Annotated in this window: 29 protein-coding genes; 8 read left to right on the top strand and 21 right to left on the bottom strand. The window is 37.2% G+C overall.

What is annotated here, in order from left to right:
• Positions 1-22 precede the first annotated feature (22 nt).
• The 12 genes from ACFO5T_RS13295 to ACFO5T_RS13240 form a co-directional block, all read right to left on the bottom strand.
• Entirely contained in the window at positions 23-682 is a 660-nt protein-coding gene (locus ACFO5T_RS13295) for a porin family protein (RefSeq protein ID WP_380035255.1), read from the bottom strand.
• 159 nt (positions 683-841) lie between these two features.
• Positions 842-1,447 (bottom strand): porin family protein, encoded by a 606-nt coding sequence (locus ACFO5T_RS13290; protein WP_380035252.1) that lies wholly within the window; start codon positions 1,445-1,447, stop codon positions 842-844.
• A 46-nt stretch (positions 1,448-1,493) separates the two neighbouring features.
• On the bottom strand, positions 1,494-2,393 hold the full coding sequence (locus tag ACFO5T_RS13285; RefSeq protein ID WP_380035249.1) for a Ppx/GppA phosphatase family protein: 900 nt from the start codon (positions 2,391-2,393) through the stop codon (positions 1,494-1,496).
• On the bottom strand, positions 2,393-4,459 hold the full coding sequence (gene ppk1, locus ACFO5T_RS13280) for a polyphosphate kinase 1 (protein WP_380035246.1): 2,067 nt from the start codon (positions 4,457-4,459) through the stop codon (positions 2,393-2,395). Before ppk1 ends, ACFO5T_RS13285 begins: the two co-directional genes overlap by 1 nt.
• Before the next feature lies 1 nt (position 4,460).
• Positions 4,461-4,943: a SixA phosphatase family protein gene (locus ACFO5T_RS13275; protein ID WP_380035243.1), complete on the bottom strand. Its 483-nt coding sequence runs from the start codon at positions 4,941-4,943 to the stop codon at positions 4,461-4,463.
• 1 nt (position 4,944) lies between these two features.
• Positions 4,945-5,589, bottom strand: a complete 645-nt coding sequence (gene pdxH, locus ACFO5T_RS13270; protein ID WP_380035240.1) for a pyridoxamine 5'-phosphate oxidase — start codon at positions 5,587-5,589, stop codon at positions 4,945-4,947.
• A 51-nt stretch (positions 5,590-5,640) separates the two neighbouring features.
• Positions 5,641-6,057, bottom strand: coding sequence for a hypothetical protein (locus tag ACFO5T_RS13265; RefSeq protein ID WP_380035237.1), 417 nt, complete (start codon positions 6,055-6,057; stop codon positions 5,641-5,643).
• Between the two features lie 8 nt (positions 6,058-6,065).
• Positions 6,066-6,983, bottom strand: a complete 918-nt coding sequence (locus tag ACFO5T_RS13260) for a ribonuclease Z (RefSeq protein ID WP_380035234.1) — start codon at positions 6,981-6,983, stop codon at positions 6,066-6,068.
• 11 nt (positions 6,984-6,994) lie between these two features.
• Entirely contained in the window at positions 6,995-7,330 is a 336-nt protein-coding gene (locus ACFO5T_RS13255) for a hypothetical protein (protein WP_021779258.1), read from the bottom strand.
• Complete coding sequence (locus tag ACFO5T_RS13250) at positions 7,330-8,259, bottom strand: aspartate carbamoyltransferase catalytic subunit (protein WP_021779259.1); 930 nt, start codon at positions 8,257-8,259, stop codon at positions 7,330-7,332. The genes ACFO5T_RS13255 and ACFO5T_RS13250 overlap by 1 nt, the downstream gene beginning before the upstream one ends.
• Before the next feature lie 9 nt (positions 8,260-8,268).
• Positions 8,269-8,808: a bifunctional pyr operon transcriptional regulator/uracil phosphoribosyltransferase PyrR gene (gene pyrR, locus ACFO5T_RS13245; RefSeq protein WP_380035231.1), complete on the bottom strand. Its 540-nt coding sequence runs from the start codon at positions 8,806-8,808 to the stop codon at positions 8,269-8,271.
• A gap of 204 nt (positions 8,809-9,012) precedes the next feature.
• A complete protein-coding gene (locus ACFO5T_RS13240) occupies positions 9,013-10,383 on the bottom strand; it encodes a hypothetical protein (RefSeq protein WP_380035228.1) in 1,371 nt (456 codons plus the stop codon).
• Positions 10,384-10,864: 481 nt separating this feature from the next.
• On the opposite strand from ACFO5T_RS13240, the gene ACFO5T_RS13235 reads away from it, so the two are divergent.
• A complete protein-coding gene (locus ACFO5T_RS13235; RefSeq protein ID WP_380035225.1) occupies positions 10,865-12,559 on the top strand; it encodes a glycoside hydrolase family 13 protein in 1,695 nt (564 codons plus the stop codon).
• Here ACFO5T_RS13235 and ACFO5T_RS13230 read toward each other — a convergent pair.
• Genes ACFO5T_RS13230 through ACFO5T_RS13220 form a run of 3 tightly spaced genes read right to left on the bottom strand, consistent with a single transcriptional unit; the run spans position 12,556 to position 14,454 of the window.
• The gene (locus ACFO5T_RS13230) at positions 12,556-13,173 is read right to left on the bottom strand and encodes a LysE family translocator (protein ID WP_380035222.1); all 618 of its coding nucleotides are present in this window, start codon (positions 13,171-13,173) and stop codon (positions 12,556-12,558) included. The genes ACFO5T_RS13235 and ACFO5T_RS13230 overlap by 4 nt on opposite strands.
• A 48-nt stretch (positions 13,174-13,221) precedes the next feature.
• Positions 13,222-13,383 carry a hypothetical protein gene (locus tag ACFO5T_RS13225; protein WP_021779264.1) on the bottom strand — a complete coding sequence of 54 codons (162 nt, stop codon included), beginning with the start codon at positions 13,381-13,383 and terminating at the stop codon, positions 13,222-13,224.
• A gap of 36 nt (positions 13,384-13,419) precedes the next feature.
• Entirely contained in the window at positions 13,420-14,454 is a 1,035-nt protein-coding gene (locus tag ACFO5T_RS13220) for a quinone-dependent dihydroorotate dehydrogenase (protein WP_380035570.1), read from the bottom strand.
• 107 nt (positions 14,455-14,561) lie between these two features.
• Between ACFO5T_RS13220 and pepT the strand changes: the two genes are divergently transcribed.
• Both pepT and ACFO5T_RS13210 read left to right on the top strand, forming a co-directional pair.
• On the top strand, positions 14,562-15,803 hold the full coding sequence (gene pepT, locus ACFO5T_RS13215) for a peptidase T (RefSeq protein ID WP_380035218.1): 1,242 nt from the start codon (positions 14,562-14,564) through the stop codon (positions 15,801-15,803).
• Positions 15,804-15,834: 31 nt separating this feature from the next.
• Entirely contained in the window at positions 15,835-17,028 is a 1,194-nt protein-coding gene (locus ACFO5T_RS13210; protein WP_375251983.1) for an LETM1-related biofilm-associated protein, read from the top strand.
• On the opposite strand, the gene ACFO5T_RS13205 is transcribed toward ACFO5T_RS13210, so the two are convergent.
• Genes ACFO5T_RS13205 through ACFO5T_RS13185 form a run of 5 tightly spaced genes read right to left on the bottom strand, consistent with a single transcriptional unit; the run spans position 17,025 to position 19,899 of the window.
• Entirely contained in the window at positions 17,025-17,783 is a 759-nt protein-coding gene (locus ACFO5T_RS13205; protein WP_021779268.1) for a LytR/AlgR family response regulator transcription factor, read from the bottom strand. The genes ACFO5T_RS13210 and ACFO5T_RS13205 overlap by 4 nt on opposite strands.
• 36 nt (positions 17,784-17,819) lie before the next feature.
• On the bottom strand, positions 17,820-18,956 hold the full coding sequence (locus ACFO5T_RS13200) for an amidohydrolase family protein (protein ID WP_380035213.1): 1,137 nt from the start codon (positions 18,954-18,956) through the stop codon (positions 17,820-17,822).
• A gap of 5 nt (positions 18,957-18,961) precedes the next feature.
• The gene (locus ACFO5T_RS13195) at positions 18,962-19,297 is read right to left on the bottom strand and encodes a 2TM domain-containing protein (RefSeq protein ID WP_021779270.1); all 336 of its coding nucleotides are present in this window, start codon (positions 19,295-19,297) and stop codon (positions 18,962-18,964) included.
• A complete protein-coding gene (locus ACFO5T_RS13190; protein WP_380035208.1) occupies positions 19,297-19,608 on the bottom strand; it encodes a 2TM domain-containing protein in 312 nt (103 codons plus the stop codon). Before ACFO5T_RS13190 ends, ACFO5T_RS13195 begins: the two co-directional genes overlap by 1 nt.
• Before the next feature lie 6 nt (positions 19,609-19,614).
• On the bottom strand, positions 19,615-19,899 hold the full coding sequence (locus tag ACFO5T_RS13185) for a 2TM domain-containing protein (RefSeq protein WP_035328545.1): 285 nt from the start codon (positions 19,897-19,899) through the stop codon (positions 19,615-19,617).
• Between the two features lie 160 nt (positions 19,900-20,059).
• Here ACFO5T_RS13185 and ACFO5T_RS13180 point away from each other — a divergent pair, with 160 nt between their 5' ends.
• The 5 genes from ACFO5T_RS13180 to ACFO5T_RS13160 all read left to right on the top strand — a co-directional run bounded on the left by ACFO5T_RS13180 (position 20,060) and on the right by ACFO5T_RS13160 (position 23,571).
• Positions 20,060-20,224, top strand: coding sequence for a Lacal_2735 family protein (locus tag ACFO5T_RS13180; protein ID WP_021779273.1), 165 nt, complete (start codon positions 20,060-20,062; stop codon positions 20,222-20,224).
• A gap of 83 nt (positions 20,225-20,307) precedes the next feature.
• Positions 20,308-20,481, top strand: coding sequence for a hypothetical protein (locus ACFO5T_RS13175; RefSeq protein WP_021779274.1), 174 nt, complete (start codon positions 20,308-20,310; stop codon positions 20,479-20,481).
• 58 nt (positions 20,482-20,539) lie between these two features.
• On the top strand, positions 20,540-22,471 hold the full coding sequence (locus ACFO5T_RS13170) for a DNA polymerase III subunit gamma/tau (protein ID WP_380035203.1): 1,932 nt from the start codon (positions 20,540-20,542) through the stop codon (positions 22,469-22,471).
• A 35-nt stretch (positions 22,472-22,506) separates the two neighbouring features.
• Entirely contained in the window at positions 22,507-23,088 is a 582-nt protein-coding gene (locus ACFO5T_RS13165; RefSeq protein ID WP_035328543.1) for a MiaE family protein, read from the top strand.
• 18 nt (positions 23,089-23,106) lie between these two features.
• A complete protein-coding gene (locus tag ACFO5T_RS13160) occupies positions 23,107-23,571 on the top strand; it encodes a DUF6265 family protein (protein ID WP_380035200.1) in 465 nt (154 codons plus the stop codon).
• Here the strand turns inward: ACFO5T_RS13160 and ACFO5T_RS13155 are convergent.
• Positions 23,568-24,140, bottom strand: coding sequence for a TlpA family protein disulfide reductase (locus ACFO5T_RS13155; RefSeq protein ID WP_380035197.1), 573 nt, complete (start codon positions 24,138-24,140; stop codon positions 23,568-23,570). The genes ACFO5T_RS13160 and ACFO5T_RS13155 overlap by 4 nt on opposite strands.
• Positions 24,141-24,157: the final 17 nt, after the last annotated feature.

Here is a 24,157-nt window from a genome sequence, read left to right as displayed (position 1 = left end):
CTTTTAATGTGTGTCTATGATTTTATAATCTATATCCTACACTAAAGGTAAAATACTGATTATTTCCAGTATTATTGATAAGAAAATTATCGCTATTTACAAGGCTATTGCTATTTGCCCCAGGATCATCGCCGCTTGGCGTGTAAGGAACTACTATTTGAGAATCATCCTCAAACACTTCTAAAAATCCTCTTGTAAAACGTGCTTCTATAAAAACACTTTCGTTAAAATGATACCCTATTGCTCCAAAGGCAGAGACATCAAAAGATTTATAATTTTTAGACTGTAATGGATCAGATATTTTAATACCAGCTTGTGGTCCAGCAATAACGAAAAGCTGATTGAAGTTTATTCTCAAACCTAGTGGCAACTGTAAGTTATCAAAACGTGTTCCCTCATACTTATTACCTTGTGATGAGAATGCAAATTCTGGTTGAAAACTTATTTTATCATTAATAGGGAATTCGGCTAGAAATGCGACAGCAAACCCATAACGTCCTTCTTCTGCTCCGGTAGGTGCAGGCCTAGCGGCATCACCCATTCTATTAAAAAGATCGAACTCATAACCACTTATTTGACTATAGCTTAATCCAGCTTTAAAGCCAAGTCTTGCGCCTTGAGCAAACAGTTGTGTACTGCATATAAATGCAAAAAATAATAAAGAAAGTACTAGTTTTTTCATATCAATAATATAATAGTCGTTAATAACATTTTTGTGTTGCTGGGAAACTACTAGAATGTAAAGATAATCGCTATATTAAATATAAAAAGGCTTTTATAAAAGAAAGCCTCCTTAATACTATAAAAAACAACTTACAATCGACAAGCTGCAATTCTTGACTTAAAGTCTATAACCAACGCCTAATTGTATTACCGCATTTTTTCCTTCAAGATTTGTAAACGTTGTTCCGCCACCATTACTAAAGGTAGTTGCATTATTATCTTGAAAGATATCTGTAAGACCAAGTGTATATCTAGCCTCAATAAAAATGTTAGACTCAAAAATATACCCTATTCCTCCAAAAGCTGATGCTTCAAAATTTGAAAATTCACCAGATTTATCTGAATCCCAAACCCTTACACCTATTTGTGGGCCTACGCTCACATATAAATCACTTATATCTAGCTTAAGACCAAGTGGTAAGTTTAAATAATCAAGTCTAAAGCTCTCTAAATTTTTTCCTTGTTGAGAGAAGATAAATTCTGGAACAAAACTTAACTTTTCTGTAAGAGGAATATCTACTAAAAAACCTATAAAATAACCTGTACGCTTTCCATCTAGCCGATCTTCTATCGTATTTGCCGCAGAAGAACCATCATTATTAAACTCAAAGCTATTAACGTCTGAGAAGTTTACTCCGGCTTTAAATCCTGATGTAACTTGAGCATTTACAGTCGTAAATACAAATAAACTTAGGACAACTGTAATAAATAAAAACTTTTTCATTTATCGAATTTTCAGAAGGTTAGGGGACAAATATACATTATTTATACTATGTCAACATTTGTTTTGAAAGATATAAACTTTTGATAATACCATCTGCAAGACCAATTTTTGGGACTATAATTTGCTTTGCTTTTGATGACTTCATTGCTTGTAGGTATATTCTTAAAGCGGGTATTATAACGTCTGCACGGTCTGGATTGAGCTGTAATTCTATCACGCGTTGCTCGTAGCTCATATCACTTAAATCTTTGTATAGTTGTGATAAGAATAAATATGATAAGGTTTTACCTGGTTTTTTTGTACTTAGTTTAAACACTTTATTAATGTTACCTCCAGAGCCTATAAGATCTATGTGATTAAAATCTTTACAGTGCTGATGTATCCAGTTTTTAAATACCTCCCAATCTTCTGACGAAACCAGATCATTAAGAAGTCTTACTGTTCCTATTTTAAACGACCTTGAGGCTACAACTTTACCCATATGGTAAATGGTTATCTCTGTGCTTCCACCTCCTACATCTACATAAATATAAGTTCTATCTTCTTTAATGAAACTTTGAAGATCTGTAGCGGCAATGATTTGTGCTTCTTCTGCACCATCTATGATCTCTATATTTATATCTGTTGTTTCTTTTATTTTTTTCGCGAAAGCGTCCCCATTCTTAGCATCTCTCATCGCACTTGTAGCACAGGCACGATACTGTTTTACCTCGTGAGCATTCATTAACAATCTAAAGGCTTTCATTGCATCCTCCATACGCTTTTGATTTTTTAATGATATTTCTCCATTAATAAAAACGTCTTCTCCTAGCCTTATGGGGACACGCACAAGGGCATTTTTTCTAAATAGTGTAGGCCCGTTTTCTTGTTCAATAACATTTGCAACGAGCAATCTTATTGCGTTAGAGCCTATGTCTATTGCAGCGTATTTTGATATGTTAAGCACTACAGGTCTTTAAGTTTATTTACATAATACTCGTAAGTCGCAAATTGTGATCTCACAAAAGGTAAATCATCTTTTTTGTACCTATTATTCATTTGCTTATTAAGTACACGCGCTTTTACATTATCGCTCCAAGATATCTCGTGGGTATCTATAATTTCTTGCTTTATATCTTCATCATATATAGGCACTGAGACCTCTACTCTATTATCTAGATTACGACTCATCCAGTCTGATGATGATAGGAAAACTTTTTCTTCTCCAGGTATACCAAAGATATATACACGTGGATGCTCTAAAAATTTATCTATAATACTTATGATTTCTATATTTTCACTCATACCGGGTACTCCTGGAATAAGGCAGCATATACCACGCACTATCATTTGTATTTTTACACCAGCTTGACTCGCTTCATATAGCTTATCTATAATGTCATAGTTTGAGATACTGTTGAGCTTAAGTCTTATGAGACCTTCTCCTCCATTTTGAACAATCTCTATTTGCTCTTGAATGAGTTTATACATTCTAGTACGTGAGTAATGAGGAGATACTACTAGATGTTTGTACTTATTTACGATATAATTTGTGTCGAAAAAATTAAAGAGTTTTGAGAGGTCTTTAAGTATTTCTTTATTTGCTGTAAACAGTGTATAATCTGTATATATACGTGCCGTAGCGTGGTTAAAATTACCTGTACTTATAAAACCGTAACGCACAATTTTACCCTCCTCTTCACGCTCAATCACACACACTTTGCTATGTACTTTAAGACCAGGCACACCAAATATGAGTCTTACACCTTCGTTTTGCATCTTTTTTGCATAACGCATATTTGACTCCTCGTCAAACCTCGCTCTAAGCTCAATCTGTACGGTTACTTCTTTTCCATTTTGAGCAGCGTTTATCAATGCGCTAGCTATACTTGAGAGCTTTGCAAGCCTATAAATGGTGATTTTTATAGATCTCACTTTGGGGTCTAGAGCAGCTTCTCTAAGGAACTTGATGGTATATGAAAAGCTCTGATAAGGAGTATATTGTAAAAAGTCTTTTTTTGCAACAATAGAGAATAAGTTATCTTCAAGAGTGATACCAGGTATAGGGAGTGGTTTTACACTAGGATAATAAAGCTCTTGCCTTCCAAAGGCCGGGAAATTCATATAATCTTTACGGTTATGATAACGCCCGCCGGGTATAATACTATCCTTACGTTTTATACCTAGTTTATTAAGTAAGAATTGCAGTGTCTCTTCTTCTATAGTTTTATCAAATACAAAACGTACAGGCTCTCCATCTTCTCTACCTTTTACACTACGAGTAAGTTTCTCTAAAAAACTTTTGCCAAGATCTGACTCGATATCTAGCTCTGCATCACGCGTTATTTTAATCATATGTGCAGTAATGCTGTCATATTCAAAAATGCTAAAAATGGTATCTAGGTTATAACGAATCAAATCATCAAGAATCATTATATAATCTTTACCATCTACCTGCGGTAATACTACAAAACGATCTAATGTACTAGGTATCTCAAGCAGTGCATATAGCGGCTTTTGCTCCTCTGTAAGATTCATTTTCACCATTAAGTAAGCATCAAGATCTTGTATACGTGGCAATTCTAAATCCTCACGCAATATGATAGTCTCTACCGCAAGGGCTACTTTATCTGTAAAAAAGTCTTTTATAAATTCCTTATGCTCAGGAAGTGTCACCTCCTCTTCAGTAAGCATATAAATATTTTGTTCTTCTAGCTTTTTGTAAATATCTTCTAGAATCTGGAGACTTTCAGTCTGTTGCTCAATAACAATCTCAGTTATTTTACCTAGCAACTCTTCGGCAGAGTATACTCCTAGTGCTTTTCTACCCGTCTTACCTGCATCTACAATCCTACGCACGGTAGCATATCGTACTTTAAAAAACTCGTCTAAGTTATTTGAAAAAATCCCTAAAAACCTAAAGCGTTCTATAAGCGGTACACTCTCGTCTGCTGCTTCTTGCAATACACGTGCGTTAAACTGTAACCAGCTTAGTTCTCTATTTATATACCTATTTTCTTTAGTCTGCGTCATTTTAAAGTTCTTTTGGAGCCTTATGATAAATTGTCTTTCCGGGTATTAAATCTTGCCAACTGTGAATCTCAAATGTGATAGCCGTAAAGGCTGCAGTAGCTACATTATCTACTCGTAAATCACCATAGGAATTTACAAAATTTGTCATTGCATTATTATGACCAAAAACCATAAGTGTATCTACCTCATCACCTACACTCTTTATAACCTCAACCAGATCACGTCCTTCAAAATCGTACATTTTATGATTAAGTTTAATCTCTGTATCTGGGATAGTAAATGCCTTTGCGAAAAACACTGCAGTAGTCTTTGCTCTTAAAGCATCACTACTCATTAAAAGATCTGGCTTAGGCATTGTAGTCGCAATATGTGCCGCCATTTTTGGCCCATCTTCAAGGCCGCGCTCATTAAGCGGTCGCTCGTGGTCTATTACATCAAATTTCCAACTTGACTTTGCGTGTCTTACAAGGTATAATGTTTTCATATCAAGGGGCTAGTCGCTCTATTATCCAGTTATCACCTTCTTTACGATAGCGCACACGGTCGTGTAATCTACTAGGTCTACCTTGCCAGAACTCAACTGTAACTGGCTTTATGATGTAACCACCCCAATGTGAGGGACGCTGTACATCTTGATTTTTATATTTCGCTTTAAGCGAAATCATCTTTTCCTCAAGAACAGATCTATCTTTTATAACAGTGCTTTGGTCTGAAACTAAAGCCCCAAGCTGACTGTCTTTAGGTCTATTATTAAAATATGCATCCGAACGAGCGTCCGAAACTTTTTCTATATCGCCTTTAATGACAACTTGTCTCTCTAAATTAGGCCAAAAGAAAGAAACCCCCACTTTAGGGTGCTGTGCAATACTTACACCTTTCTCACTCGTGTAGTTTGTGTAGAATACAAAACCCTGCTGGTCATATTCTTTAAGAAGTACAATTCTTGATTTTGGAAAACCGTCATCACCTAGTGTGGCAATAGTCATCGCGTTAGGCTCTGCAACACCTCCAGCTTCTTCTACCTCTTTAAACCAAGTTTTAAATTGATCAATAGGATGTTTTGCGACGTTTTCTATAAGTAACTCGCCTTTTTCGTATGATTTTCTGTAGTCGTGTAAGTCTCTGTTCATTGTAGTAAATGTACAAAGACCGCTATAAAATTAAAAGTGGAAGCAGGAGTATTATTTCCTCATAAACCCTTTCTTTATCAAGAGTTTTCTCACCTTATCATTGTGCTTTCTAATACGGGTAAATTCTTCATAGTCCATATCGTCATCCTCAAAATCTTCTGCACCAAACTGCCCCTCAAAGTTTTCAAGCATTTCTACCTGATCTCTATCTATATTATACCTGCGGTGCTCAGTGTATCCATCTGCATTTAAAAAGTACTCACAGATATATTGATCTTCAAAAATGAAAACCTTAAACGCAATACTTATGCTATCCTTTACAGAGGTAGAACCGTAGGTTTTATTAACTTTTTTAAGACGTATATCTGGATTAACAAGAAACAAGTTACGAGGTATTAAACCATCAAAATGTACTTGTAATCTTGCTAAAATAGGTCTTGCTATTTTCTTTACTTCTTCTTCCATCATAATCTTTTTTAAAAGGTAAAATTCTTACCATCGTCACCTAGGTGTACATTTTCAAAGTAGGGTGTGGCTTCTTTTTTAAATTCTTGTAAATCACCATATCGTACAGAGTAGTGACCTAATATTAAATTTTTTACTCCAGCCATAGCTGCTATTTGAGCTGCTTGTGCTGCTGTACTGTGTCCAGTAGGTTTACACAAGTGTACGTGACTTTCTAAAAATGTTGCTTCGTGATACAATGCTGTTGCCCCTTGTATTTGTGATACAATTTTTTCATAATAAGCAGTATCACTACAATAAGCATAACTTTTAGGTTGAGGTGGATCAAAGGTGAGTTGTTCATTTTTTACAACTGTCCCGTTATCTAATGTTATGTCTCCTCCCTGCTTTATTTTATTATAATAAGCACGATCTATATCTAGTTTTAAACAAGCAGTTATATCTAGCTTGCGCTCACCTAGTTTTTCTTCAAAGTAAAAACCATTTGTATAGATGCGATGCTTGAGTGGTATAGTAGTTACCGTAATCTCTTCATTTTCTAAAATCACTTCCGGCTCCTTACTTGTTATTTCACGAAAGTCTAAGGGATAGCTTGTAAATCCTTTTGTGAGTTTTAATTGTAGTAAGATAAGCTCTTTTATACCCTTAGGTCCATAAATGGTAAGTGGTGCAGTACGTTTAAGTAAACTAAAAGTTGTTATCACGCCCATAAGACCAAAAAAATGATCACCGTGCAGGTGTGATATAAAGATATGCTTAATACGAGCAAACTTAATCTTATTGCGTCGTAAAGCTACTTGAGTACCCTCACCACAGTCTATAAGAAATAGGTTATTGCGTATTTCTAAAACTTGAGAGGTGGGATTTTTATAACTACCTGGTGCTGCTGCATAACAACCTAAAATGGTAAGATGTAGATTGCTAGACATTATGACACTTTTTAAAATCCGAGGTCGCGCTCTATCTCTTCCATTGCGATAATATCTCCAGCCTCTTCTAGCGTAGGGACTACCACCATCTCATCTGGTACTAGATCATAATCTATACCTGTATTTACAATCACATAAGAGAGCTTACCACCACGCTGGTAGTTAGACAGTTTTATAAACTGTACTAGCTGGTCTAGAGTGAGATTCTCATACTTTAATAAATCTATAACTAGATTTTTTTTATCGTAATGTAGTGGCACTATTTTCTCCAGATACATCGCAAAGTCTAATACGTCATCACGCTCGTCTCCTAGTATAGTGTAAGTATCTTTTTCTGTAATTTTCATTATTGCTTAATTTTTGACGCAAGTAAATAGATGACAGCCATCCTCACGGCTACCCCATTTTGTACTTGATCTAGAATAATAGCCTGGTCTGAGTCTGCAACATCACTGGTAATCTCTACACCTCTATTTATAGGACCTGGGTGCATTATTACAATTTCTTTATTAAGCGAGTTAAGCAGTTGTTTATTTACTCCATACTGCTGCGTGTACTCTCTAGTACTAGGGAAGTAACTTATGTCCATACGCTCGTTTTGTACTCTAAGCATATTTGCCACATCACACCACTCTAGTGCTTTTCTTAAATCTAGTTCTACTTCAACGCCTAGTGACTCAATGTACTTAGGCATTAATGTTTTGGGTCCACAAACTTTTACATTTGCTCCTTGTAGCTTAAGGGCATAAATATTTGAGAGTGCTACTCTACTGTGTAAAATGTCGCCCACTATAACCACGTTTTTCCCAGCAACGTCACCTAGTTTCTCACGTATAGAGTAACTATCTAGTAGCGCTTGCGTAGGGTGCTCGTGTGCTCCATCTCCAGCGTTTACAATACTTGCCTTAATATGTTTTGATAAAAAGATACCTGCTCCAGGGTTAGGGTGACGCATTACCACCATATCTACCTTCATAGATAAGATGTTATTTACAGTATCTATAAGTGTTTCTCCCTTCTTAACAGAAGAGGCTGCAGCAGAGAAGTTAATTACGTCTGCGCTTAGTCTCTTTTCGGCTAGCTCAAAGGAGAGCTTTGTACGGGTGCTGTTTTCAAAAAATAGATTTGCGATGGTAATATCGCGCAAAGAAGGAACTTTTTTAATAGGTCTATTAATCACTTCCTTAAAATGATCTGCCGTTTTAAAAATAAGTTCAATATCTGCAGCGGTGATATATTTAATACCCAGCAAATGGTTGACACTAAGCTCACTCATACTCAAAAATTAGCTTTTTACAAGATATACGGTGTCTTCGCCTTCATTTTCTTTCCAGCACACCTTTACTTTTTCTTCGTTTATGGCATCTACCTGTCTCCCTTTGTAATCTGGTTGTATAGGTAGGTGTCGAGAGAACCTTCTATCTATAAGACATAGTAGCTCTACCTCTTCTGGACGTCCAAAGCTTTGTACTGCAGTAAGAGCAGCATTAATGCTTCTACCTGTATAAAGAACGTCGTCTATAAAGACTACCTTTTTATTTTCTACTACAAAATCAATCTTGGTCTTATTTGCTTCTAGCGTCTTCTCTGTTCTTCTAAAATCATCTCTATAAAAAGTGATATCAAGATAGCCTAGCCTTATTTCTTCTATGGCATATTCTTCTATTAATAACTTTTTAATACGTTCGGCTAGGTAGACACCTCTGGGCTGTATACCTATTAAAACTGTTTCTTTAAAATCTAGATGATTCTCAATGAGTTGACAAGCCAGACGATTGAGAATGATGTTGATCTCTGTCGCGTTAAGAAGTACTTTTTGGCTCATAGATATTTCCGAAATCTGTTCGGAGGACAAAGTTACATAATATTAAGGTTTACTGGTAGGGTTTGTTACGCTTTCGCGAAAGCGTACTCTGCAACCCCTTATCTAAAAAAAAGAAAGCACCACCCTACGGTAGTGCTTTCGCCATTTATATAATTATTAATTAATAATAACTACAATGTCTATAATGGCTTTATGTTTTTATGCTTAGAATCCAGCTTGTAACACTACAGAAGCGTTACCAGTTCCTGTTTGAGAAACTGTACTTGTGTTACCTGTACCTAACTGACCAACTAGAGACCCGTTAGACGTACCGTCTTGTAATACTGTAGATACGTTTCCTGCTCCAAATTGACCTACTAAAGAAAGGTTTGTAGTTCCTAATTGATCTACTTCAGACTGGTTACCTGTTCCTATCTGTAAAACTCCAGATAAGTTACTAGTACCTTGCTGTGCTGTATCTGCAAAGTTTGAAGTACCGTCTTGAGCAATCACGCTTAAGTTAGAATCTCCACCTTGATAAACACGTGCAACATTTGAATCACCTAGTTGTGATACAAAAGACACCTGGCTCTCACCTAACTGATTTACACGAGTATCATTTGCATCTCCTACTTGAAAAACATCAGAGCTACTGTTATTACTTACTTGAGAAACAAAATTTAAGTTTCCGTTACCTTGTTGATCTACTTCAGAAAAGTTAGAATCTCCAGTCTGGATTACTTCAGAGCTATTACCATTACCTTGCTGTGCTGTATCTGCAAAGTTGCTATCTCCTGTAGAAAATATAGAACTGTCGTTATTATTACCACCTTGGTACGTACGTGCAATGTTTGAGTTACCTTGTGCGTCTACCTCAGAAGAGTTTCCGTCTCCAAACTGATCTACTGTAGAATCATTAAGAGTTCCTTGTTGAGCAGTATCTGCAAAGTTTCCATTTCCAGAAGAAAGAATTGTACTAGTGTTAGACTGTCCACCTTGATATACTCTTGCAACGTTAGAATTACCTTGAGCATCTACTTCAGAAAAGTTAGAATCTCCAACCTGGCTTACGATAGCGTCGTTATCATTTCCATTTTGAGCAGTGTCTGCAAAGTTAAAATCTCCGTCTTGACCTACAACACTTGCATTACCATCTCCTACTTGACTTACAACAGCCTCGTTGTCATTAGATAGTTGTCCAGGAGTTGCAGAGTATTGATTAATTACAGAAGAGTTTCCTACTCCATCTTGTAATAAACGAGCCTCGTTGTCATTACCTACACGTGTCACAGCACCGTTACTAGATACTTGACCTTGGTTAACTCTAGAAGAGTTATGACTTCCTGTTTGTAATACTTCAAAGTTGTTATCATCTCCACCTTGACTATTTACGTTACGGTTGTTTCTACCCAGAGATACTACCTCTGCAGTGTTATTGTCCCCCTTAGTAACTAGTTTGTTGTTGTTAATAGATCCTACTTGTAATACCCCAGAAAGGTTTGCATCTCCTACTTGCTCTACAGAGCTTACATTGTCTTGCGCTACAACTGTTGTAGCAAATACTAGCGCCGCAGCACTGATCATTAATTTTTTCATAGTTTAAAAAATTAGATTAATAATAAATGGTTAATAAATACAGTATCCTATGCTATTTTTTACAATAGTATGGTGTGCACAAACGTGCATATAATCAATCTATTACGGGGGAGAATGTTGAGATACAAACTAAAGGGGGAAGACGCTTGCTCTTTATCAACATTGTAAAGCTAAAACAGAAAATTAAACAAAAAGTAAATTCTTACAATTTTTCGATAATGTGAGAAAATTCTTTTTCAACACCCGATTAAGCACAACGTTTTCAGTGTTTTACGAATTTAACATTAACTACTTTTGAAAAATATTAGCAATTTATTTCGAAGATTATTCCTACAAGTTGTATTCAATAAAGTTTAGATTTGCTGTTTTTGTTTAACGCCTTGATTATCAAAACGCGAGCTTAGATGAAGAGAAGAACTTTTTACGCTTTCGCGAAAGCGTACAGATACCTAACTTCGTAACTCATCTTATTTTACACATTATGTCGCAAACTAAAACCTGGTGGAAAGAAGGTATTGTATACCAGATTTACCCTAGATCCTTTAATGACACTAACGGAAATGGTATAGGAGATTTACGTGGTATTATAGAAAAACTAGATTATATAGCAAGTCTTGGTGTTACCATTATATGGTTGAATCCCGTATATGACTCGCCAAATGATGATAATGGGTATGACATACGCGATTATCGCAAGATAATGGCAGAGTTTGGCACTATGGAAGATTTTGATGAGCTACTCTCTGGTATGAAAGAAAGAGGATTACGTCTCATTATGGATCTTGTAGTTAATCACTGCAGTGATGAGCACAAGTGGTTTAAAGAGAGTAGATCTTCTAGAGATAATGCCTATCGAGATTACTTTCACTGGTGGCCTGCCGAAAATGGAACGCCGCCTAAAAGATGGAGCTACTTTGATGTAGAAGAAAATGCTTGGAAATATGATGAGCAAACAGATTCTTACTACCTGCACTACTTTGCCGTGAAGCAACCAGATCTTAAGTGGGAAAACCCAGCCGTGCGCAAGGAGGTATATGATATGATGCATTTCTGGTTTAAAAAAGGAGTAGATGGTTTCCGTATGGATGTAATTCCCTTTATAAGTAAAGACACTAGCTATCCAGAAATAAATGCCACAGAGCCGCACGAGTATATTGCCTATTATGCAAATGGGCCTAAGGTACACGAGTATCTTAATGAACTTAATACAGAGGTAATCTCAAAGTATGATGCATTTACCGTAGGTGAAGGTCCTGGCATAGCTATAGACCAAGCTTTAGACTTCGTACACGAAGATCGCAAGGAGATGGATATGTTCTTTCACTTTGACTTGATGAGCTTAGATAGAGCTCCAGGCGAAGTTTTTAAAATGAGAGAAGGAGGATATAGTCTTGTGGAATTTAAAAAAGTATTTAGTGACTGGGATGCTGCTTTTGCACAAGCTGGATGGGGCTCACTATTTCTTGCAAACCACGACTTCCCGAGGTCCGTAAGTCGCTGGGGAAATGATAGTCCAGAACACTGGAAAAACAGCGCTACCCTGCTTCACACCTTTTTACTTACTATGCGAGGTACCCCCTACTTCTATCAAGGTGATGAGATAGGTATGACTAATGTATGCTTTACAGATATAGAAGATTATAGAGATATAAATACAATAAATAGATATAAAACTGTACAAAATCGAGGAGGCAATCTAGAAGCCTTTATGCAAAGTGAGCAACACGCCGCTAGAGAAAATGCACGCACACCTATGCAATGGGATACAAGCGCAAATGCTGGATTTACAAGCGCAACTCCCTGGATAAAAGTAAATCCAGATTATGAAGATGGAGTAAATGTAGAAGCCCAGCTAAAAACCAAGCACTCTGTTCTTTCTTATTTTAGAGAGATTACTGCACTTAGAAAAGCGCACCCGGCACTAGTATATGGAGATTATGAGTGCATACGCCCAGAGCACGACCGTGTATACTGCTATACAAGAACCCAAGAGGACCAGAGGTTTCTCATACTTCTCAATTTTTCTGACGAGGTGGAGCGATTCTCATTACCCTTATCATTAAGTTACAATAGAAAGATAAAACTCATCTCAAATGACAAGATACTTGATGATAAAACTTTTAAAGAATTCTTATTAAGACCTTGGCAAGCTATTGTATATAAATTAGAAAACTAGTAGTCTGATAGTACAAATATCGCAATACCAATAAATACAATGATTTGCAGCCATTTTAAGACAACTCCAGCTTTCTCACTGGTGCGGAGTATATGTGATATTTTACCAGCAACAATGGCTATAGATCCAAAAATCAAAAACGACTCTACCATAAATAGAAGACCTAACACATAAAATTGAAACACCGTATTACCCTCAGGATCCCAGAGAAAGCCTGGAAAAAATGCTAGAAAAAATATAGTTACCTTGGGGTTAAGGATATTCATAAGTACGCCTTGTTTAAAGAGTGCGAGATATGTTTTCTTTGGCGCTCCTTCTGCCAGGTTTATAGTACTGTCACTTTTATACACTTTGTAAGCCAGATAGAGTAAGTAAATTGCCCCTACAATTTTTATAGCAAGAAACAGATAAGGAGAAGCTGCTATAATTGCAGAGAGTCCAAAGGCAACTAGCGTTGTATGCACAATGCAACCGGTAATAAGTCCTGCCGTAGTTGCCAGTCCAGATTTACTCCCATTTGCAATACTCTGGGTAAGTACATATATATTATCTGGTCCAGGTGAAAATGCTAGTAAGGCAGTTGCTGCAAGAAAGGCTAGTAAAGATGCTATCACAGATAGGTAGGTTTATAAAACCCTAAAATAAGGAAAAAGCAAACACGATTACCACTGTCGTTCTTTCCACATTGTGTAAAAACCTAAAACTAGTAACAAGCCCGCAACTGCAAGTTTGAGCCATTGTGGTAAAAATGCTGCCACATCTGGCTTCATTGCAAAAAGCATAACGGCAATGGAGGCAAAAATAAGTTTGTGAGAATTTCTCATAGTTGTAAACAAAAACTTGTAGACGAGAGTTGTGTATTAACCTTTCGCTAGTATTGCTTTATTTATGTCTTTTATGAGACTTGGCCCTTCATATACAAACCCAGTATACAATTGCACCAGCGAGGCACCGGCTTCTATTTTTTCTAGTGCATCTTGTGCACTGTGTATACCACCTACCCCTATAATAGGAAATGATCTATTACTCTTATCTGCTAGATATTTTATAACTCTTGTAGAGCGGTCTGTTACAGGTTTACCACTTAAACCACCATTACCTATCTCTTCTAGTCTAGCATCTGTAGCTTTAAGTCCCTCACGATTTACAGATGTATTACTCGCTATCACACCATCTAGGCCTGTGTCTTTTACAAGTGCAACAATCTCATCTAGCTGCTGGTCATTTAGATCTGGAGCGATTTTAAGAACAATAGGTCGCTGTATCTCATAAGACGCATTTGCTTTTTGTACTGCTTTTATGAGCTCTTCTAGGTAATCCTTATCATTAAGTTTTGCGTGACTAGATACATTAGGACAACTTACATTAAGTACAAAATAATCTACCACGGGATGTAACTCGTGAAAACACGTAAGATAGTCTGCTGTATAATCTTTTGGGTCTGTGTCGGTATTTTTACCTATGTTCCCTCCTATTATAATAGAATTATTCTTTCTAGTCTTAAGACGCTTTGCTGCTTCTTTTACACCGCCATTGTTAAATCCCATTCTGTTTATGAGACCTTGATCTTCTTTTAGTCTAAAGAGGCGTTGCTTTGGGTTTCCTTCTTGAGCTCTAGGCGTGACCGTACCTATCTCTATAAAACCAAAACCAAGATCTCCTAGCTCATTAAAAAGTTTTGCATCTTTATCAAACCCTGCGGCAAGACCTACGGGGTTTTTAAAGGTAAGACCTAATACTTTTCTCTCTAGGCGCTTATCTTCTACTTTACCCATATTATTGAGTATTCCAGAAAGTCCGAGTTTATGCAGACGTTTTATCCATCTAAAGGTAAAATAGTGCACTTTTTCTGGATCAAAAGAAAATAGAATCGGGCGTATAAGGAGTTTGTACATTTCGGTGATTTCTGTGGTGCAAAAATACTCCAAAAAGAGGTATTTTTGAAGTAGAACTGAATGATGATTTTTACGCTTTCGCGAAAGCGCGCTCATAACCACCCACAATGATAGATAAAGACGCACTACTCAAAAGATTTATAAGCTACGTAACCACCTATACCGAAAGTGATCCCGCAAATGACACAACCCCTAGTACCGAGTGCCAGTGGGACCTCGCAAGACAACTGCGTGATGAACTAGAAGCAATGGGGATGACAGAAGTTACTATAGATGAGAATGCATACGTGATGGCTACATTGCCTAGCAATGTAGATTATGAGGTGCCAGTTATAGGGTTTGTAGCACACTTTGACACCACTCCAGATTTTACGGGTAAAGATGTAAAACCGCAAATATGGGAAAACTATGATGGAGGCGATCTTATGCTTAACAAGGAGCAGAATATTGTATTATCTCCAGATTATTTTGAAGATCTTAAGCAATACAAAGGTCAAACTATTGTAACTACAGATGGTACTACCCTTCTAGGAGCAGATGATAAAGCTGGGATTACTGAGATTATGGAAGCAATGCAATACTTGCTGGCAAATCCTCAAGTAAAACACGGTAAGATACGTGTAGGCTTTACGCCTGATGAAGAAATAGGCCGCGGAGCGCATAAATTTGATGTAGATAAATTTGGAGCCGCTTGGGCATATACGATGGACGGTAGCCAGATAGGTGAACTTGAGTATGAAAATTTTAATGCCGCAGGTGCTGTGGTTACCATAGAGGGTAAAATAGTTCATCCCGGTTATGCAAAAGGTAAGATGGTAAACAGTATGTATATCGCTACAGATTATATAAATAGCTTACCTAGACTAGAAACTCCAGAGCACACCTCAGATAGAGAAGGATTCTTTCACCTTCATAATATAGAAGGGAGTGTAGATAGCACAAAACTTGAGTACATCATAAGAGATCACGATAAAGGACATTTTGAAGCTCGCAAGGCTATGATGGTACAACTAGCAGATGAGCTTAATGCACAGCTAGAAAAAGAGCTCGTTACCGTTGAGGTAAAAGATCAATATTTTAATATGCGTGAAAAGGTAGAACCTGTAATGCACATTGTAGACATTGCAGAAGAAGCTATGAAGGCACTTGATATAGAGCCACTCATAAAACCTATACGTGGTGGTACAGATGGATCGCAACTATCTTTTATGGGACTACCTTGTCCTAATATTTTTGCTGGCGGTCATAACTTTCACGGTAGGTATGAATATGTTCCCGTAGAGAGTATGATGAAGGCCGTTGAGGTCATTGTAAAAATTGCAGAGCTTACTGCTCAAAAGAAAGCATAACAGATAGCAATCTATTTAAAAAGTAAATAAAATGAATCCCTCTGCAACTGGCTGGGTAAAAAAGCACTTCTCATCATTTCTTGATTTTATAGACAAGAATACGATGGATGAAGAAGACTTCTACGAGGCATTGCGAGCAGTGGGATTTATTTATGGACACTCACTAGACACACTTACAGAAAAAGAATCAAAAGGTCTTACCTGGACTACTCAAGAAAAGACAAAGGTCAATCTTTTTGACGCACTTGCATTCACCTATTACGATACTATTACAAATGCAAGAAAAGAAGATTGCCTCGAGGCCATCATTGCCTTTTACAAATTACTTGATAAGAAGGAACAGTACATCATAAATATCCCTATAGGTAAAGGGTCACTTGAGTATAAGGTAGAAAAAATCATACACCAGCGTGTACAGACTAACGAGTCTGTTTTACAAAAAAACTTTAGTCACATTATAACTAATGCACTGGTTTATATAGACATATTAAGTTTTGACCACTACCTTATTACACAACAAGATCCTTATGAGTATGCAAAAAAGCTAGAAGCTGTACTTACTGAGACCATCTGGCTAGCCCTGCAACAAAAGGAAAGTAAAGATGAGTACAACAAGTTACTTATAAAACTTTTTGAAAGTTCGCTACGTTATAACTCATTAATTAAGCACACACATACACGGGTTACAGAGATAGACTTAAGTATAGTTACAGAACCGCTAGAGCAACAATACCTACTTGACTTATGTAGTTTATCCCTCTGGGATGATCAAAAAATAGATGAGCACGAGCGTCTTTTTATTATGGAATTTTGCACAGTAATGGGCCTAGATGAAAAAGGCTATCTAGAGGGTGTACTTGCTGTAAAAACCTTCCTTACCGAGCATAGTGATGAAGTTGCCTACCTCAACTACAGTAATCCTGTAAAGCATTTTTATAACCAGACCACTAGCACGGTAAGTAATCTCATCTCTCGCAATAGTAAAAGACTAGTGAGAGAGATACGTGAGAGCCGCGATCTGGTCATATTACTGGGGCAATCTACCACGCGGGATTTATCTAAAGACGAACGTAAACTAGTAAAAAATCAGCTGTTAGATATTTGTAAAAGTATACCGTCACTCGCAGTATTTTTATTGCCTGGAGGTAGTTTGTTACTACCTATACTCGTGCGACTTATCCCAAAAATGCTTCCAAGTGCTTTTAATGAAAACCTTGAAGATTAAGCAATCCAGGTTTTAAAATCTTTTACGCGCTCACGGCTCACAATTATTTCTTGCTCATCCCAGTTGTTAAGCTTTATCTTAAGTCTAGAATTTGTGTATGCTATAATATCTGCAATGGCATTAATATTTACATAATACTTTCTGCTTACGCGAAAGAATGTCTCAGGCTCTAGATCATTTTCCAGAAGCTCCAGCGTAGTATCTAGCAAGTAATTGCGCCCCTCTATAGTGCCTGCATATGTCCCTTTGTTTTCGCTATAAAAACACTCAATCTCATCTATAGGAATCATTTTTATATGCTGCCCTATCTTAGTAGTAAAACGCTTTTTATACTCCCGCTCTACCGGCGTAGCGCCTAGAAGCTTGCGTATATCTTCAAAGTTAAGTGCCACATCTTGCGGCTTAGGTGTGCGCTCCTTAAACTTATTTACCGCCTTCTCAAGATCTTCGTCATCTATGGGTTTAAGTAAATAATCTACACTGTTAAGTTTAAAAGCCTGTAAAGCATACTCATCAAAAGCTGTGGTAAAAATTATAGCACTCTTAACCTCTATCTCATCAAAAATTTCAAAAGACAAACCATCAGATAATTGGATATCTAAAAAAATCAAATCAGGATGCGCATTAGACTTAAACCAAGCTACTGCTTCTGCTACAGAGTGTAGCATTTCGTTTACAGTTACTCCTAGTTCGGCTAGCATTCTATTAAGTCTTCTAGCAGATGGTTTTTCGTCTTCTATGATGAGTACATTCATTTATTTATGCTTTGATTTACGTAAAAATACTAATTCTTATTCTTGCTCTACAAGGATGCCTTCTTTCCAGATATGTGATAATGTATTGAGCTTCATTACATCATTTACTGGAGATTGCTCCAGCAATAGCAAATCTGCTTTATAGCCTTTCTTTATGTATCCTACTCCTTCTAGAGAGAACTTCTCTGCAGGTAGTGACGTAGCACTTGCTAGTACAGCCTCTATGGGTAATCCCGCTTTCGCGAAAAAAGCCAACTCTTTATACAAATCACTTCCTATATTAATATTTGCATTAGGTGGATCTGTACCCGCTAGTATAGGTATACCAGCGTCATATAAACGTTTTACCTCTTTTAAAAGATTTGCTTCTATAAGAGCTGTTTCCTCTGTAGTTTTATTAAAGTACAAAGGTTGTATCAACACCGTGGTTAAAATTGTAGGAATTACAAAAAAGTCCTTCTCTCCTACCAGCTTTTGCAAATGCTGTTCTGTCATAGGTTTATCGTGATAGATGTGTACGAGTCCATCTGCATTATTAATTAAAGAATTATAAGCATCTTCTTCATTTGAAACGTGTACAACTGCTATTTTACTTGCTTTGTGTGCTTCTTTTATAATCTGTGCTACCGTTTCATTATCCAGTGTCTTTTTCCACGGCTCTACTATGATTTTAATATAATCTACACCTGCAGCTACTCTGTCATTCACCCACGGTTCAGCATCTGCTGGTTTGCTTAAAGTGGGTATAGGAAATCCATATTGTGTACCGTGACCACCCTCTGTGGTAGCAGCATATCCCGCTCTGTATAATCTGGCACCATCTAGAGAGGTTCTGGCGTCTACCATTGCTTTTTGCATAGGTTCCATACCGTGCATATCTAGTAGGTTGAGCACTCCTGCTTGAGCTGCTTCTTTAAGCTGTGGTAATGCCCAAGTGTGCACGTGTGCATTTGTAAGAGCTGGCATTAAGAATTTACCTCGACCGTCTATGATGGTTTCGGCTTCTTGGGGTCTTTTAGATACTTTAGTTATCGTTCCGTTACTTACTGCTACAGAGCGGTTTTCTAAAATTTCTTCTCCATTAAATAGGCTTACATTGTTTATAACAAAATCTTCTTGAGCGCTAGTTATAGAAGTTATAACTAGCAGGAGCGTGAGTAGTAGTGTTTTCATAGCTTCTATTTTTCGCGAAAGCGTGAAGAAAACTCTTCCTCCTCTTCTTGCATAAACTCTTTAATCTTGCGCTCTTCCCACTTACGTATGCCTTTTAAGAATCTAAAGCCTTTAAAAACATAAATCCAATGTATAAATAGAGACAATCCCCAGAAAAATGGTGTTGTAAATCGCACCCACCACGGCGCATACTCACCGATATGTAAGTCAAAAAAGATACCTGAATAAAACAGCTGTAGTAAGGTGTTTATTACGAGATAGACGGTAAGGTGATTATAAAAACCTTTCTCATCTGCTACGCGTTTTTTTGCGCGTTCATATTTTTCTTTGCTATACTCCATTACTTTCTTATTATAGGGTTTGAAGAATTTTCTCTTTCATCTCTCTTTAGGTGTTCTTGTATTTTGCGCTGTTCCCATCCTTTTCCTAAAAAGATACCTAGACCAAAAAGCTTGAGACCGTCTATCACAATACCTAGAAGTGAGAATCCTACTACCCACAGTACCCAAGGATTTCTAAACTCATTTACATAATAATTTATCCCCGCGATAACGGCACAAACGATGACAGCATTTATGATTTTACCATAAAACTTACGCACCTTTTGTACGTGAGCCGCAGCTCTTTGATATTTTTCTTGTGGCGTTTCCATATGTTATTATTTTAAATCATCATTACGTAAGTACTCATCTATCTTGCGCTGCTCCCAGTCTTTTGAGAAAAAAGGATTCCATCTAAAGGTATTTGCTGCGTGGCCTAATATACCAAGCCCCCAACCTAATATAGGGAAGATTGCCCAAAAATAACCGCTCGTAAAATAGTTAAGCGCTAGAAAGAATACGACAAAAATTAAATAAATGCCTAGATGGTTATAAAACTCTTTAAGCTCTCCTACTCTTGCCTGTGCTCTTTGATATTTGTTTTCTTGATCTGAAGTTCTCATAATTACTTTGTTATTGATTGATGATGTAAATATCATATCAAACTGCTTGTTTTTAAAGTAGTACTTACCGAATTGTAGAAAATATGCCCCCAATTGTAAAACTGGCAACGGTAGCCTTGAAAAAGATCGCTACAAGCCGTATCTTTAAAAGAAAAAAGAAATGTTTGGATTATTTAAAAAGAAAAGCCCAGTTGAAAAACTACAAGAAAAGCACAAAAAGATACTAGAACAAGCCTTCCAACTATCTAAGAGTGACCGAAGTGCAAGCGATAAGCTATATGCAGAAGCTGCCGAAATAGAAAAAGAGATATCACGACATTCATAACTTTTTAACATAATGTTTTGATTTTCTATTAAGTATTGTAAGATTTTTTCTATTTTACAACAGCAAACCTTAAACACTCTTATATGAAATCCCTATTCTATTCCTCAGAAAAACTGAGGCGTTTAAAGTCGTACCGTAAAAAAGCAATCTCAAATGCAAAAAAATGGAGCGGTAGAGATGAGATGGCAAGTCACAGCTATCAAATAATGGTAAAAGTCATAGATCAAAAAGTATCTGCCCTTACTGTTAATAAGTAAACAAGAAAGAGACCATACTCACTAGTATAATTTTACATACCCCTTTATATTTGTGAGTATGGAACCCTTCATAGTATCAGCTCGAAAATATCGCCCTACCACCTTTAAAGATGTTGTGGGACAACAGGCTATTACTAACACGCTTGAAAATGCGATTCACAACAACCACCTAGCACAGGCATTACTTTTTTGTGGTCCTAGAGGAGTGGGAAAGACGAGTTGTGCACGTATACTAGCAAAACAGATTAACACAGACGAAAATACTAGCCCAGATGAAGACTTTGCCTTCAATGTTTTTGAGCTAGATGCCGCTTCAAATAACTCTGTAGATGATATACGAAGCCTCATAGATCAAGTACGTATCCCTCCTCAGGTAGGTAAATACAAAGTCTATATTATAGATGAGGTCCATATGCTCTCTGCAGCGGCCTTTAATGCTTTTCTTAAAACGCTTGAAGAACCACCTAAGCACGCCATATTTATACTTGCCACCACAGAGAAGCATAAAATCATACCTACTATACTCTCACGTTGTCAAATATTTGACTTTAAACGTATCACAGTAGCAGACGCGCGCAAGCACCTCGTACAAATCGCTGCCGAAGAAGGGATAGAAGCAGACGAAGAAGCACTGCACATTATCGCACAAAAAGCAGATGGAGCAATGCGTGACGCATTATCAATTTTTGACAGAGTAGTAAGTTTTAGTGGAAAGACGCTTTCGCGAAAAGCAGTAACCGAAAATCTAAACGTATTAGATTACGACACCTACTTTACAACTACAGATTTTTTACTCGCAAATGACATCCCGCAGGTACTCGTACAGTTTAATGATATCCTCGCAAGAGGTTTTGACGGGCATCATTTTATAGCAGGTCTTGCATCCCACTTTAGAGACCTAATGGTTTGTAAAAACCCACCTACAATACATTTACTAGAAGTAGGTGACAGTACTAAGAAAAAATATTACGAGCAATCACAAAAAACAACAATAGCTTTCTTAATGGAAGCGATAGATATTGCAAACAGTTGTGATCTCAAGTATAGAACTAGTCGCAACCAGAGATTACTGGTAGAACTAAGCCTTATGCAACTTGCCTCTATCACATTTGATGGAGAAAAAAAAAATGACGGTCCATTCATAGTTCCGCCATCTTATTATAAGGTAGGTGCTACACAAACAGCACAAATTCAAGTTAGCACTCCGGCCGTACAGCAAGTAGCACAACCGCAAACTTCACAAGAGCAAGACGTACATAGTCCTACGCAAGTTCAACAAACATCGCCTGTACAACAGGTGCAAGAACCAGCTATTACAGAAAAGCAGCCCGTAAATAACAACATAGCTACTCCAGTAAGCGATAATGAGTCGCAAGTGACTACGCAAGTTTCACCAACCACCGTTGAAACTAATGCAACTGTACCAGCAACAGAGCAAACAAGTCCAGCTACTCCTGCTCAACCAGAGCAACCTGTACCTGCTCAAGGCTCACCTACTACACAGGCAACCCCAAGTCTAACTATACGTAAAGACAGAGTATCAGGGCTTTCTCTAAAAGGATTGCAACGCAAAAAAGAACTTGAACAACAAAAGGCAGATAAAAAAGTAGATGTGCAAAACCTGCCATCAGAACCTTTTACAGAAATTACAATGCAAGCCGCTTGGGCTTCTTACGTACAAAAATTACTACAAAAAGGAGAACGCATCATCGCTTCAAATCTTGAGGCAGACCAACCAACTCTTAACGGTACGACAATAGAACTTGAGTACCCTAACGAAACAATGAAAATTGAGGTAGAACGAGCTCAAGGCCCACTACTTGAATATTTAAAAAGAAGCTTAAAAAACTATGATATCACCCTAGATATCACTGTAAATGAAGAAGTACAGCGCAAATATGCCTACACTCCTCAAGAAAAGTACGATAAATTAAGAGAGCAGAATCCTGCTCTGGATATTTTGAGAAAGACCTTTGACCTAGACTTATAAAACCCTTTACTATGGAAAATAAAGAAGCAATACAGATGCTACATCTTAAACTACCTACAGATCCAAGGTGGGTAAATATTGTAGAAAAAAACATAGAAGAAATCCTTACAGATCACGCTTACTGTGAGCAAAAGGCTGCCTCTAGCGCAATTTCATTTATTATAGGTTTTCCAGAATACTCAGAACTTGTAGCTGCAATGAGTGATCTAGCTATCGAGGAGATGAGCCATTTTAAAATGGTGCACGACCTTATGGTAGAACGAGGTTTACATTTAGGTAGAGAGCGTAAAGATGAATATGTACATAAACTACGTTTTTACTTCCCAAAAGGTGGCTCAAGAGTAGAAAGCTTGATAAATAGATTACTCGTAGCAGCACTTATAGAAGGAAGAAGTTGTGAGCGCTTTAGATTACTTTCTGAACAACTAGAAGATAAAAAGCTCGCAAAGTTTTACCGTAAGCTTATGATAAGTGAGGCAGGACACTACACAATGTTCTTAAATTTTGCTCGTCAATATGGAGATCGTAAAAAGGTAGATGCCAAGTGGCAAGAATTACTTGATTTTGAAAAGCAAGTGATGAAAGATTTAAGCGTTAAAGAAACAATGCACGGATAAAGTCTAATTATCATCATTATGCGCTACACATTACTTTTATTATCTCTCTTTACTCTCCTTCTCTACTCTTGTAAAAATGAAGAGAAACACGCTGTTGTTACTACTCAATTTGATTACCTCATAGGTGATTGGGAACGTACTAATAGTAAAGGTGGTAGTGCGACGTCAGAACACTGGAGGGCGGCAACTAGCGAAGACTTGAGAGGTCACGGTTATACTATAGAAGACGAGGATACAGTTTTTAATGAACGTATGCGCATTTACAAAAAGCAAGAACAGTGGATACTTTCTATAAGTGGTCCTAATGAAAACCCTACACTTTTTAAAATCACTCAACATACAAACAGTGCATTTACAGCTGTAAATCCTGATAATGAGTTCCCAAAGGTAATTACGTACTCGTACTTTGATGATGTGCTCACAGCGACCATCTCTGCAGAGGATACAGAGATACCATTTATCTTCTGGAGAATGGAAGATTAATCTTCGGCAATAAGCTCATCTAGTGTAGTACGCACAGCATCGCTATTCCAGTTTGATGCTCCTTTTTCTTTTATAATGATATGACCTGTTTTATCTATAATATATGTTGTAGGTATAGAACGCTCAAAGAGTTGTTCTGGAGTTTCCATAGCCGGTAAGACTGCCGGTAGTTTGTGATCTTTTTTTGCCATAAACCGGGCTACTACTTCTGGGTTTTCATTTGTGATAAGTAAAAATTCTACTTTGTCGCCATAATCTTTATATAAAGCTTCTATAGATGGTAGCTCTGCTATACAAGGCGGGCACCAGGTAGCCCAGTAACTTATAAAGGTTACTTTTCCTGTTCCTATAGATACTTCTTTGGGCGCACCATCTAGTGATGTAAGGCTATATGTAAATGGTTTAAGTTGCTGCTGGTCCGCTTTCGCGAAAGCGGAAGGAGAAAAAATTGCCACCTTAACTTTATTTAAGGCCACCTGTATAGGCGTTCTAGTTTGTGGGATAAGTAACAACAATATCACTACTATAAATAGAACATTTTGCCAGGTAAACTTCTTTTGCTTTTTCATAAAAAATAATGCGTGTA

Origin of the sequence: Dokdonia genika (genome assembly GCF_042652845.1) — a bacterium.
GTDB lineage: Bacteria > Bacteroidota > Bacteroidia > Flavobacteriales > Flavobacteriaceae > Dokdonia > Dokdonia donghaensis.
This window is presented reverse-complemented; position numbering and strand designations above follow the sequence as displayed.